This is a genomic window from Pseudomonas azadiae, assembly GCF_019145355.1.
GTDB lineage: Bacteria > Pseudomonadota > Gammaproteobacteria > Pseudomonadales > Pseudomonadaceae > Aquipseudomonas > Aquipseudomonas azadiae.
In genome coordinates this window covers 781,553-794,430 of sequence record NZ_JAHSTY010000002.1, presented here as the reverse complement: position 1 = coordinate 794,430, position 12,878 = coordinate 781,553, and the positions used below count along the sequence as shown (strand labels likewise).

The following is a 12,878-nucleotide window of genomic DNA, read 5'->3' as shown; positions in this document are numbered from 1 at the left end:
TCTACCAGACAGCAAAAGGCCGGCTGTGCTCTTGTGAGCGCAGCCGGCCTTTTGACGTCAGCGGTTACTGCCGAGCGGCAAGCAAACGCTTGTGGCGATTGCGCCGGGCAATGTTCAGGCACTCGATCGCCGCCGAGAACGCCATGGCCGCATACACGTAGCCTTTAGGCACATGGGCGCCGAAGCCTTCGGCGATCAGCGTCATGCCGATCATGATCAGGAAGCCCAGGGCCAGCATCACCACGGTCGGGTTGTCGTTGATGAACTTGGCCAACGGCTCAGCGGCCACCAGCATCACGATCACCGAGGTCACCACGGCAATGATCATGATCGGCAAGTGCTCGGTCATGCCCACGGCGGTAATGATGCTGTCGATGGAGAACACCAGGTCAAGCAACAGGATCTGCCCGATGGCTGCGGCAAAGCCGATGGCAACCGTATTGCCGACGCTGGCTTTCTCCTCGGGCTCCGGGTCCATGCTGTGATGGATTTCGGAGGTTGCCTTCCACACCAGGAACAGGCCACCGGCGATCAGGATCATGTCCTTCCAGGAGAACCCCTGGCCGAACACTTCGAACACCGGCGTGGTCAATTGCACGATAAACGCGATGGTGCTCAACAGGCCCAGGCGCAGGATCAAGGCCATGCTGATACCGATGCGTCGCGCCTTGGCCCGGTGCTTCTCGGGCAGCTTGTTGGTGAGGATCGAGATAAAGATCAGGTTATCGATGCCCAGCACGATTTCCATGACGATCAAGGTCGCCAGGGCAACCCAGGCGGTGGGGCTGGCGGCCAGTTGTAAAAGGTAGTCCATAGGTCAGTCCTGACGTTGTGCGGGAAATTAGGCTTCTTTACTGTTTGATTCTGAGGCTTCGTCTTCCTGATCATCCTTCTTCTGCGGGTTGATCAGGCCATTTGTCGCTTCGCTCAATGCCTGTTCGGCGGCCTTCTGGGTGTCATCGATCGCTTGCTTGGCCGATTCGGTCGCCTTGCCCAGCACTTGCTGTGCGCTTTTTTCGACCTGCTCGCAACCGCTGATCATCACCAATGAAAGCGCAAGCAGCGATGCCGCGCCCAGGGAATTGAGTTTCATGCTGTATTTCCTCGTTAGAACCATTGGGTCCAAATAGTGACCCCGCGATAGCGAGGCATTCTATGCAGGCTGACAGTTCAGGAAAATTCGTATTTTTCTAGGGTATACTTCGATTTTTACGAAGTAATGACCGTCATGCTCAATTACCGACAACTGCACTACTTCTGGGTGGTGGCCAAGACCGGCAGCATTGTGCGCGCGTGCGAGCAGCTCAACCTCACGCCCCAGACTATCAGCGGGCAGATCAGCCTGCTGGAGCAGACCTTTGGTATCGCGCTGTTTCAACGCGTCGGTCGCCAGTTGGAACTGACCGAAGCCGGACGCCAGGCCCTGCCCTACGCCGAACAGATGTTCCAGACCGGCAATGAATTGGAAGCCATGCTGCGGGCGCAACCGGATGAACAACAGATTCCGTTCCGCGTTGGGGTGGCGGACGTGGTGCCCAAGTCCATCGTCTACCGGCTGATCGCGCCGACCATGGAGCTGAGCGAGCCGATCCGCATCACCTGCCGCGAAGACAAACTCGAGCGCCTGCTGGCCGACCTGGCGATCCAACGCCTGGACCTGGTGATTTCCGATAGCCCCATGCCGACGCACCTGGACATCAAGGGCTACAGCCAGAAGCTGGGCGAATGCGGCATCAGTTTTTTCGCCACCCCGGCCTTGGCCGACACCTACGGCGGTGAATTCCCCCAGTGTCTGCATGGCGCGCCGTTGTTGATTCCCGGCGCGGAAACCGTGGTGCGCAGCCGTTTGCAGCGCTGGTTTGCCGAGCAGCAGATTCAACCGAAGATCATCGGCGAGTTCGATGACAGCGCCTTGATGCAGGCATTCGGCCAATCCGGCAGCGGGATCTTTATCGCCCCCAGCGTGATCGCCGACGAGGTGGTGCGCCAGTACGGCGTGGCGCTGATCGGCCAGACCGATGCCGTGACCGAGTCGTTCTACGCGATCTCGGTGGAGCGCAAGGTCAAGCACCCCGGCATCGTCGCGATTACCGAAGGCGCGCGCCGGGAGTTGTTCACCACCTTGCCCTGACGCCAGCAGGCTTTGGGCGAAGCGCTACAGGCGCTGGCGACGGAATGCCGCACCAAACGGGACGCGTCCTACAGCATGCTAGACTTCGCGCCTGCTTCCTACAGCGCTTTCTGCCTGCAATGCTGCGTCCTACTAAAAAAATCAGAGACAACTGTTTATGACTGCTGCCCCCTCCCTGTTCCAGCGCCTGACACGCGTCAGCCTGGTCACGCAAATCGTCATCGGCTTGATTGCTGGCATCCTGCTGGCTTTGCTGTTGCCCGAGGCGGCCAAGGCCACCGGCTTTATCGGCAAAGTGTTTGTCACCGCGCTCAAGGCGGTGGCACCGATCCTGGTGTTTGTGCTGGTGATGGCGTCGATCGCCAACCATAAGCATGGCCAGGAAACCCATATCAAGCCGATCCTGTTCCTGTACCTGCTGGGCACCTTTGCCGCTGCCGTAGTGGCGGTGGTTGCGAGCATGTGGTTTCCCTCCTCGCTGGTACTGGCCACGCACGACACGACGGTCAGTGCGCCGGGCGGCATCGGTGAGGTGCTGCAAAGTTTGCTGCTGAGCGTGGTGGACAACCCGATCAGCGCGCTGATGAACGCCAACTTCATTGGCATCCTGGCCTGGGCCATCGGCATGGGGATCGCCATTCGCCATGCGGGCGAAACCACCCGCACGGTGCTCGATGACCTGTCCAACGGCGTCACGTTGATCGTGCGTGTAGTGATCCGCTTCGCACCGTTGGGCATTTTCGGCCTGGTCGCGTCAACCCTGGCCACCTCCGGCTTCGGCGCCCTGCTCGGCTACGCCCACCTGCTGGTGGTGTTGATCGGCTGCATGCTGTTCGTCGCGCTGGTGGTCAACCCGGCCATCGTGTTCTGGAAGCTGCGCCGCAACCCCTACCCGCTGGTGCTGCTGTGCCTGCGCGAAAGCGGGATCACCGCATTCTTTACCCGCAGCTCGGCGGCGAACATTCCGGTCAACCTGGCGTTGAGCAAACGCCTGGGCCTGCATGAAGACACCTACTCGGTGTCGATCCCGCTGGGTGCCACCATCAACATGGCCGGCGCCGCCATCACCATCACCGTGCTGACCCTGGCCGCCGTGCACACCCTGGGCATCGCCGTCGACCTGCCGACCGCCGTGCTGCTCAGTGTGGTTGCGGCCATCTGCGCCTGCGGTGCGTCGGGCGTGGCGGGGGGGTCGCTGCTGCTGATTCCATTGGCGTGCAGCCTGTTTGGCATTCCGAGTGAAATCGCCATGCAGGTGGTGGCCGTAGGCTTCATCATCGGCGTGCTGCAGGACTCGGCGGAAACCGCGCTCAATTCGTCCACCGATGTGCTGTTCACCGCAGCCGCGTGCCTGGGCAAGGAAGAACAGCCGGCTTGAACGTCAAAAACCGGGGCCGTTCATCAACGAACGTCCCCGGGCCTATGGGTGGGTAGCAGAGCCGGCGCCGCTCGCCCTCGCGAGACGCCCTGGCGATTTATCAGGGGGCACGGATGTGTTACCCCTGGCTCGCAACCACCGCAAACATTGTGTAACACTGCCAGGACATGCCTCGGTCGATAAGGATTGTTCACCCGCCATGTCTGGACAAAATCCACTGATTCAAAAACTGTACGAATTCATTTATGCAGAGCAAGCCGCCAATCTGCAGAAACTGGATGAGGTATGGAAACGCCCGCTGCAAGACAAGTTGTTGCAAGGCTGGACACAGGGCTTCATCCGGCTCGAGCGCGGTGAAAAACCCAAGCACCTGTGGGCTTACATCGACGGCAACGAGTCACGCTTTCGAGCAGGCGATTTGCTGCGGGTTCATCTGGGCGACGCCCAGGGCCCTCTATTGTGCCAGGGCATGAAGTTTGAGAAGGAAGAGGACGACCGTTGGCTGCTCAGCTCCGATAGGGCCATGCTGATCTGGGAGAGCTATGAGGAAGGTGTTTGTTACGCCGACCCCGATGGTATTGATCTGACCCCACGCTACATACAAACCCTGCAAGACATCGAGAGCGACGAGCAGGGGAATAATGCAATCCTGCCACTGCTCGGCAACGCTCCCGACATCAGCTTTTATGACCTCGACGTCGACTACGGCGAACGGATCGCACGCGCGGAGGGCTGCAACAAGAAACAAGCCGAGGCCGTAGGCCTTGCGCTGGGCGCAGAGCAGATTGCCTGCATTCAGGGACCGCCAGGCACCGGCAAGACCCGGGCGCTGGCGCTGATCGCTCAATTGCTGGTGGACCGGGGCGAACGCGTGTTCGTCACTTCGCATACGCACATGGCGATCAATAATGCCCTGAGCAAGATCGCCGCCCGCAAAGTACCGACGCTCAAGGTCGGCGGCAGCCGCGAAGACCTCGACAAGCACGTGGATTGGGAAGCTGAGCCCGCCAGATGGGAGCGCCTGCCTGAAGCCGGCCAGGGCTATGTGATTGGCGCTACGCCCTTCGCGACGTGCAGTTCATTGGCCAATTACAGTTTCGACACCGTCATCTTTGACGAGGCCAGTCAGATTACCCTGCCTCTTGCCTTGATGGCGATGCGCAAGGGCAAGCGATTCATTTTCATCGGTGACCAGAAACAACTGCCCCCCGTGCTGCTTTCACGCTCCATTCTGTCCAACGACCCCATGTCAGTGTTCGCACGCCTGACAGCCCAGAATGCCGACCATTGCGTGATGCTGGAAGAAACCTACCGGATGAACCGTTGGCTCACACAATGGCCCAGCCAGATGTATTACGACGGGCGCTTACGTGCTGCGGGCGCCAATGAAAACCGTCTGCTGCTGCCCCATCGTGAGCGAGCCTTCAGTGAAGCACTTGATCCCGAAGCCTGCGCTGTGTTCATCGCAACGCCGGACTCGAAGGCGCGCAACCGTAATCCGACTGACGTAAAGTGCGTCGTCCAATTGTGTCAGGAAGCCTTCGAACTTGGGCTGCCACTGCACGAAATCGGGATTGTGACGCCCTACCGCGCTCAAGGGCGCGCGATTCGCCTGGCACTCGCCAGGCAGTTCGGCCGAGAGGCGGCCAATACAGTCGTGGCCGATACGGTCGAACGCATGCAAGGTCAGGAGCGCGAGCTGGTGATCCTGTCTCTGGCCAGTGGCGATGAGGCGTTCATCAGTGCCATCGGTGAGTTTTTCTTCCAGCCGGAGCGGCTGAATGTGTCCATTACCAGGGCGATGACCAAGCTGATCATCATCGGCCCGGAGCTGAAACACGGCATTGTGTGTTCCAGCGACGTGGCACAGGGCTGGGCGGAGCAATATCGTCAGTTAATCGGCCAATGCCGTAAAGTCGATTTCCCGCAATGACCCTGTTCATTCCCGAATGGCAACGCAGCACCGGCTCTCAACTGCAGTGCAAGCGGGTGCTCAAGAGCCTTGAAGGTGACTTTGTCGTGCGCAAATGCCTGGCCCGGGACACCTGGTCGCCGGACTTCTTCCTGCAACGCGGTGAGCTTGATTGGCTGGCCCTGATGGTCTGCGAACTGCCGTTCGAGACCCTGGATCCGGGCCAATTGTTTACGACTGAAGACCAGGCCACATTCACTCGGATGCTGGAGCAACTGTCGACCTTCGAGGCCCGAGCGGGCGTCCCTGCCTTGCGCAAGCTGGTCGTGATGTGGGGCTGCGACTCGGATCAGAGCGAAGCTTTATGGACACGGCATTGCAAGGACCGTGGCATACGGCTGATGTCAAAAAAGACCTTCATTGAATCCGGTGCGCAGCAGTTGCCCAGGCTGCTTAAAACGCTGGCGCCGGACGCGAGGCAAAGCCTCATGGGTCATTACTTTCCAGAGGCTGAAATAGCCGGGACGCTCACCACACGCCGTCATTTTGCGCGCGATAACAATGCCCGGACGCTGCGCTACTTCCTGGATGCCCAGCAAGAGTGGGCAAGCAAACTGGACCTGGAACTGCCGGATGAGCAGACAGAAGCGGCAGGCGACTTTTCCGTGAAGCTGATCAATGGTGTCGCAGGCAGTGGAAAAACCCTCATCGCCGCGAGCCGCGCGCTTATCCTGGCGAAAAAATTTCCTGATCAGCAGGTACTCATGCTGATCCACAACGTTCCTGTGGTAAAAGACCTCAAGCACCGCCTGCAGCGCGTCTATGGGGAAATACCGGCAAACCTGAGCATCATCACCGCGCTGAGCTGGATCTCGAAGCAGTGGCGCAGGTTATTCAAACAAACGCTGAAGATGCCGAGAAACGATACGGAAACCATCGACCTTATTCAGCATTTTCGGGACCTCGACCACCCTGACCTGAAGCCGCGTAACGAACAGTTGCTCGATGAGTTCAACTTCATAAACGATACGGTGGTCGTCGACGCGTCCGACTACCTCAACGTCGAGCGCGCGGGCCAGGGCTTTGCGTTGCGAAAAGAGGAGCGACAACAGGTTTGGGCATTGTACGAACGGGTAACCGCGGCCTTGTTCAAGCAGTCCGGTCTGCGTATGTGGAGCTCGCTGCCCCGCGATCTGTGTCTGGCCAATCGTCCTGAAAAACTCGAACCCTATCACCACATTCTGGTGGACGAGGCTCAGTTCTTCGCGCCTTCATGGTTCCAACTGATCAAACTCACGCTGAACCGGACCGAAGGGACGCTGTTTCTGTGTGCCGATCCGAATCAGGGGTTCTTGAAAAGCCGCCTCAGTTGGAAACGGGTCGGTCTCGATGTGGCCGGTAAAACCAAAAAGCTGCGTAAATCGTACCGCACCACTCAAGCCATTCTGAGCGCCGCCAACCAGATGCTGGCCGGCATCACCCAGACCGATCCTGACGACTATCTACAGCCGGACTTCGAAGGTATGGAGTCAGGAACACCACCGCTGTTTGTCTTGTCGCCGTCACGACAGGATGCCGTGGCACAAGTCTGCAATGAAATCTGTGCCCATCAGAAGCGCGTCGAATTGCCGTTATCGGGAATGTTGCTGCTCTACGGCAAGAGTATCGACAAGAAACTCTTGATCAAAACGCTTAAGGCGCGCTTTGGCACCGATCGAATCTGGGACATGAACGAGACGGATGCCGGGCCTGGTCATGATGACAGCCTACGAATCGCCACGGTCGAAAGTGCGACCGGACTGGAAGCCCCGGTGGTGTTTCTGGTCGGGCTGGAAAAGTTACTCAGTCTGGTACAAAACGAAAACGTGACCGCCGACGAGCTTGAGCAGAATGCCCGCAAACTCTACATGGCGATGACTCGCGCAGGCCAAAGGCTGGTATTGATTTCATCGACGGCACTTTCGGAGAAAATTGCCGGGCTGTTTGAACACGCGTGAAACAGCCTGGCAAAAAGTGCTGAATCGGCGGCGTACTGCTCGACGCCTGGGGCCGTGCATCCAGGCACGGCCCCAGACTGCCTCGTGAAGCCTGGGTTTAGAACGCGCCCATGTAGTCGCGCTTGCCCACTTCCACACCGTTGTGACGCAGTAAGGCGTAAGCGGTGGTGACGTGGAAGAAGAACTGCGGCAGGCCGTAGGTCAGCAGGTAGGACTGGCCGCTGAAGCGCTTCTCTTTTGGCGTGCCTGGGCGAGTGATGATCTCGATGCCTTCCTTGCCGTCGATCTGCTCAGGCGCGATGGTGTCGACGAACGCCAGGACCTTGGCGATCAGCGCTTGCAGGTCGGCAAAGGTGACTTCGGTGTCTTCATATTTCGGCACTTCGATCTCGGCCAGGCGCGCGGACACGCCTTTGGCGAAGTCGACGGCGATCTGCACCTGGCGCACCAGTTGGAACATGTCCGGGAACAGGCGCGCCTGCAGCAAGGCGTTCGGCTCGATGTTTTTGGCGGTGGCGTGGGCTTCGGCCTTGGCCAACACGCCGCTCAGGGCGGTGAGCATTTGCTTGAAGACCGGGATGGAGGCGGCGTACAGGGAAATAGTCATGGCAGTCTCATGGTTTATGGCACGGTTTGAACCAGCGACGATTATAGGCATGCCGAGCGCTTGTCTTTTATTTTTTCCGGCTTAGGCTAAGCAGCTCACTGCATAGGGAAAGCGCGATGACCGCCGAGCACGACACCGACACCCCTGAGCCGCGCCTGAACAGCACGGAAATCCGCGTCCTGGGCTGCCTGATCGAAAAACAGGCGACCCACCCGGAAACCTACCCCCTGACCCTTAATGCCCTGGTGCTGGCCTGCAACCAGAAGACCAGTCGCGAGCCCGTGATGAACCTGAGCCAGGGCCAGGTCGGCCAGAGCTTGCGTGCGTTGGAGGGCCAAGGCTTTACCCGCTTGGTGATGGGCAGCCGCGCCGACCGCTGGGAGCATCGCGTGGACAAGGCGCTGGAACTGGTGCCGGCCCAGGTGATCCTCACGGGACTGCTGTTTTTGCGCGGCCCGCAGACCGTCAATGAACTGTTGACGCGCAGCGGGCGCATGCACGACTTCGAGGATGCCGAACAGGTGGTGCATCAGCTGGAGCGCCTGATTGCGCGAGGGTTGGCGTTGCTGGTGCCGCGTCAGGCGGGGCAGCGCGAAGATCGTTATACCCATGCGCTGGGGGATCCGGCCGATATCGAGGCGATCCTGTCGGCGCGGGGCAGCCCCGTCGAGCGCGGGGCCGGTGTTTCGGCAGAGCGCATCGAAGAACTGGAAGCGCGGATTGCGGCGCTTGAAGAGCGGCTGGCCCAGCTGGAGCAGGCCTGACGGCAGGTCTGGGGCTGTGTGGTGAGCGGGCTTGTTGTGGCGAGCCCGCTCGCCACAACAAGCCCGCTCGCCACATCCACATCCAGCCCGCTCGCCACAGGTTCAGCGCAAGGCGTTAAATAGCATTCCAGCCGCTACCACCCCACACAAACTGGCAAACCCCACCTGCAAAGCGCGCGCGGGGATCACCGAACACAGGCGTCGACCGGCCAGCATGCCGACGACGCTTGCGCCGATAAACACCCAGCCCAGCGGCTCGATGCGCACCCCGGCATGGAACGCGCCGGCCACGCCGATGAGCGAAAGCAGGCTGATCACCATCAGGGACGTGGCGACAATGCCGCGCATCTGCACATCGGTGAGTTGCTTGAACGCCGGCACAATCAGGAAGCCACCGCCCACGCCGAGCAAGCCCGACACCGCGCCCGTCACCGCGCCGAGGGCCGCCAGGGTCGCGCTGCATTTGGCGGTCCAGGCGAAGCGCCCGGTCTGCTGGTCGAGCATGCAGTTCTTCTGGGCCCAGGACGCGGTGCCATGGTCACTCGGCCCAGGCAGGTTTTTTTCACGCTGCAACATGCGCCAGGCCACCAGCACCATCAACGCGCTGAACAGGCCCATCAGCACGGCTTCCGGCAATTGGTGGGCGAGGAACACCCCCACCGGCGAAAACAGTGCGCCGAGCAGCGCGATCAGCAACGCGGCACGGTAGCGCACCAAACCGTGACGCAAACCGTCGATCGCGCCCACCGCCGCCGCCGCACCAACGGCGAGCAGCGACACCGGCGCGGCCTGGGTCATGCTCAGGCCCAGACCCAGCACCAGCGCCGGCACCCCGAGGATGCCGCCGCCCGCGCCGGTCAGGCCCATGACCAGCCCCATCAATAATCCCAACACACCGGCCAGCAGCATTCAGTCCACCTTGCTCAGACGGGTCAGCCACTCGCGGCCCTTGAGCATGCCGTTCCAGTAGAACCAGGGCAGCAAAGTGGCCTTAAGAAACCACATCGAGCGCCGTGCCCGCGTCGGGTCCAGGGGAAAGGTCGGCAGCAGCTTGCCGCCATAGCCGAATTCGGCCAGGACCACCTTGCCCTTCTCCACCGTCAACGGGCAGGAACCGTAGCCGTCGTACTTGAGCGGCAGCGGTGCCTGCTTGCGCAGCGCCAGCAGGTTTTCGGCAACCACCACGATCTGCTTGCGCACGGCAGCGGCGGTCTTGGCGTTGGTAGTGCCGCACACGTCCCCCAGGCCGAAGATATGTGGATAGCGCACATGTTGCAGGCTGTGGGGGTTCACTTCGCACCAGCCGGCCGCGTCGGCCAGCGGGCTTTGGCGGATGAAATGCGGGGACACTTGCGGTGGGACCACGTGCAGCAGGTCGAAGGACTTTTCTTCGACGCGGACATTGTCCTCGGCGTCCTTCACCTCAAACCAGGCCTTGCGAGCCGGGCCGTCGACTTTCACCAGGCTGGCATTGAACGCCAGGCGCGCGTTATATTTCTCCACGTACTTCATCAACGGCGGCACGAAGGTCGCCACACCGAACAGCGCGGCGCCGGCCAGGTTGAACTCCACGTCAATGTCTTTCAGAACGCCTTGCTTGAGCCAATGATCGCAGGACAGGTACAAGGCTTTTTGCGGCGCGCCCGCGCATTTGATCGGCATGGCCGGCTGCGTGAAGATCGCCTTGCCGCCCTTGAGCTGCTGCACCAACTGCCAGGTGTAGGCGGCGTGCTGGTAGCTGTAGTTGGAGGTGACACCGTTTTGACCAAGGGCGTCTTGCAGCCCCTCAATCTTCTCCCAGGCCAGGCGCAGACCTGGGCAAACGATGAGATTTTGCCAACTGACCCGCTGGCCGCTGTCGAGGACTAGGGTGTGCTCGTCCGGCAGCACCTCGGTGACGGCGGCCTGTACCCAGGTGACGCCATTGGGCAGCACGTCAGCCAGCGGCCGGCGGGTCTTTTTCACGTCATAGGCGCCGCCGCCCACCAAGGTCCACGCGGGTTGATAATAGTGGTGTTCGTTGGGTTCGATCAGGGTGATATGCAGTCCCGGGTCGCGCTTGAGCAGGCTGGCCAGCAGGCCGATGCCCGCCGAGCCGCCGCCGATGACGACGATATCGCCACTGATGGTTGGGCCCCAGTGTTGTTCGGTCATGGTCTATCGCCTTTTATCGTCAATGCACACAAGGGGCGTTGCCGTATGGCGTCACGTCCCGTTATGGGTCGATCCTTTGCCTCGGACCGTTTTTTTCCCTTAAGCTCGCAAGCCTATGTGGAAAACATCTCGAATGTAAGCCGCAATCCACCACCAAGGACCGCCGCCATGCCCGCGTTGATTCAAGCCTTTCTGGACGAGGCGTCGTCGACTTACACCTACGTGCTGCACGAAGCCGAGGGTGGCCCCTGCGCCATCGTCGACTCAGTGCTCAATTACGACCCGGCGTCGGGCCGCACCGACACGCGCCAGGCCGACCAGGTAATCGCCTATGTGCGCGAACATCGGCTGCAGGTGCAGTGGCTGCTGGAAACCCACGCCCATGCCGATCACCTGTCCGCCGCGCCCTACCTGCGGCGCACCCTGGGCGGCAAGATCGCCATTGGCCAGTCCATCAGCAAAGTGCAGGACGTGTTCAAGAACCTGTTCAACCTGGAGCCGGAATTTCGCGTGGACGGCTCGCAGTTCGATCACTTGTTTGCACCGGATGAGGTGTTTCATATCGGCAGCATCAAGGCCCAGGCGCTGCATGTACCGGGGCACACGCCGGCGGACATGGCCTATTTGATTGACGACCGTTTGATCCTGGTGGGCGACACGCTGTTCATGCCGGATGTGGGCACGGCGCGCTGTGATTTTCCGGGTGGGGATGCGCGGCAGTTGTATGCGTCGATGCGCAAGTTGCTGGCTTATCCGTTGGAAACTGAGCTGTATGTGTGCCACGACTACCCGCCAAAGGGGCGTGAGGCGAAGTGCCGGACAACGGTGGCTGAGCAGCGGGCGGGGAATATTCATGTGCATGACGGCATCGATGAAGCGGCGTTTGTGCAGATGCGTACGACCCGCGATGCGGGGCTGGGGATGCCCAAGTTATTGCTGCCGGCGATCCAGGTGAATGTGCGGGCGGGGAACATGCCGCCCGCGGAAGATAATGGGGTGACCTACCTGAAGATCCCGCTCAACCAACTTTGAAATGCTTATCCCTGTGGGAGCTGGCTTGCCTGCGATAGCCATAGGTATCTACACAACTCTCAACGACTGAAAAGTATCCCTGTAGTGAGCGGGCTTGTCCCGCGCTGGGTGGCGAAGCCGCCCCAATAAAGGCATCGCCGAGCTTCAGGTAGAATCCGGTCGCCTGGTTTGGGGCTGCTTCGCAGCCCAGCGCGGGACAAGCCCGCTCACTACAAAGATGTGTAGATACCTATGCTGCGATAGCGGTGAATCAGGTAAACATGTGCCAACTGGCCCACCGCCATCGCAGGCAAGCCCGCTCCCACATTTGGCCTGCGGTGATTCAGATAAATATCAGGCGCCCAGGCTGATGCCATTGGCGGGCAACGGCAACGCAGTCTTGTAGCGCACTTGCTTGAGGGCGAAGCTGGAACGGATGTTGGCAACACCGGGCACCTTGGTCAAAAAATCCATCATGAAGCGCTCCAGCGCCTGGATCGTCGGCACCAGCACGCGAATCAGGTAATCCGGGTCGCCGGCCATCAAGTAGCACTCCATCACTTCGGGGCGGTCGGAGATCGCACTTTCGAACTGCTGCAACGCCAGTTCGTTCTGCTTTTCCAGGCTCACGTGGATGAACACATTGACATGCAGCCCCAGCAAATCGGCGTCCAGCAGCGTGACCTGCTCGCGAATCAGCCCCAACTCCTCCATTGCCTTGACCCGGTTGAAGCACGGCGTGGGCGACAGGTTGACCGAACGGGCCAGGTCGGCGTTGGTGATGCGGGCGTTCTCCTGCAGGGCGTTGAGAATGCCGATATCGGTACGGTCCAGTTTGCGCATGAGACAAAATCACCTGTTTATTATGTTTATGCAGTTTTTTTATCCGCAAATGATCGCGAGCGCAACGAAACACAGATAAAT

At 60.3% G+C, this 12,878-nt stretch carries 12 protein-coding genes; 6 read left to right on the top strand and 6 right to left on the bottom strand.

The features are described 5' to 3' along the window. Nucleotides 1–64: 64 nt before the first annotated feature. Both KVG91_RS20035 and KVG91_RS20030 read right to left on the bottom strand, forming a co-directional pair. Nucleotides 65–814 carry a TerC family protein gene (locus tag KVG91_RS20035; RefSeq protein ID WP_169378957.1) on the bottom strand — a complete coding sequence of 250 codons (750 nt, stop codon included), beginning with the start codon at nt 812–814 and terminating at the stop codon, nt 65–67. Between the two features lie 27 nt (nt 815–841). Next, nucleotides 842–1,093, bottom strand: a complete 252-nt coding sequence (locus KVG91_RS20030; RefSeq protein WP_169378958.1) for a hypothetical protein — start codon at nt 1,091–1,093, stop codon at nt 842–844. A gap of 135 nt (nt 1,094–1,228) precedes the next feature. Here KVG91_RS20030 and nhaR point away from each other — a divergent pair, with 135 nt between their 5' ends. The 4 genes from nhaR to KVG91_RS20010 all read left to right on the top strand — a co-directional run bounded on the left by nhaR (nt 1,229) and on the right by KVG91_RS20010 (nt 7,418). Then, nucleotides 1,229–2,131: a transcriptional activator NhaR gene (nhaR, locus tag KVG91_RS20025; protein WP_169378959.1), complete on the top strand. Its 903-nt coding sequence runs from the start codon at nt 1,229–1,231 to the stop codon at nt 2,129–2,131. Nucleotides 2,132–2,288: 157 nt separating this feature from the next. Next, the gene (sstT, locus tag KVG91_RS20020; protein WP_169378960.1) at nt 2,289–3,509 is read left to right on the top strand and encodes a serine/threonine transporter SstT; all 1,221 of its coding nucleotides are present in this window, start codon (nt 2,289–2,291) and stop codon (nt 3,507–3,509) included. Nucleotides 3,510–3,708: 199 nt separating this feature from the next. Next, a complete protein-coding gene (locus tag KVG91_RS20015; protein ID WP_169378964.1) occupies nt 3,709–5,442 on the top strand; it encodes a DEAD/DEAH box helicase in 1,734 nt (577 codons plus the stop codon). Next, nucleotides 5,439–7,418 carry a 3'-5' exonuclease gene (locus tag KVG91_RS20010; protein WP_169378961.1) on the top strand — a complete coding sequence of 660 codons (1,980 nt, stop codon included), beginning with the start codon at nt 5,439–5,441 and terminating at the stop codon, nt 7,416–7,418. Before KVG91_RS20015 ends, KVG91_RS20010 begins: the two co-directional genes overlap by 4 nt. A 97-nt stretch (nt 7,419–7,515) precedes the next feature. Here the strand turns inward: KVG91_RS20010 and KVG91_RS20005 are convergent, their stop codons facing one another. Then, entirely contained in the window at nt 7,516–8,025 is a 510-nt protein-coding gene (locus KVG91_RS20005) for a DUF1993 domain-containing protein (protein WP_169378962.1), read from the bottom strand. Between the two features lie 116 nt (nt 8,026–8,141). Between KVG91_RS20005 and KVG91_RS20000 the strand changes: the two genes are divergently transcribed. Beyond that, a complete protein-coding gene (locus KVG91_RS20000; protein WP_169378963.1) occupies nt 8,142–8,789 on the top strand; it encodes a YceH family protein in 648 nt (215 codons plus the stop codon). 102 nt (nt 8,790–8,891) lie between these two features. On the opposite strand, the gene KVG91_RS19995 is transcribed toward KVG91_RS20000, so the two are convergent. Both KVG91_RS19995 and KVG91_RS19990 read right to left on the bottom strand, forming a co-directional pair. Further along, nucleotides 8,892–9,698, bottom strand: coding sequence for a sulfite exporter TauE/SafE family protein (locus KVG91_RS19995; protein ID WP_169376013.1), 807 nt, complete (start codon nt 9,696–9,698; stop codon nt 8,892–8,894). Continuing rightward, a complete protein-coding gene (locus tag KVG91_RS19990; protein ID WP_169376014.1) occupies nt 9,699–10,943 on the bottom strand; it encodes an NAD(P)/FAD-dependent oxidoreductase in 1,245 nt (414 codons plus the stop codon). A gap of 168 nt (nt 10,944–11,111) precedes the next feature. Between KVG91_RS19990 and KVG91_RS19985 the strand changes: the two genes are divergently transcribed. Continuing rightward, a complete protein-coding gene (locus KVG91_RS19985) occupies nt 11,112–11,975 on the top strand; it encodes an MBL fold metallo-hydrolase (protein ID WP_169376015.1) in 864 nt (287 codons plus the stop codon). A gap of 333 nt (nt 11,976–12,308) precedes the next feature. Here KVG91_RS19985 and bkdR read toward each other — a convergent pair whose 3' ends face one another. Beyond that, a complete protein-coding gene (gene bkdR / locus KVG91_RS19980; protein ID WP_076955126.1) occupies nt 12,309–12,797 on the bottom strand; it encodes a Bkd operon transcriptional regulator BkdR in 489 nt (162 codons plus the stop codon). Nucleotides 12,798–12,878: the final 81 nt, after the last annotated feature.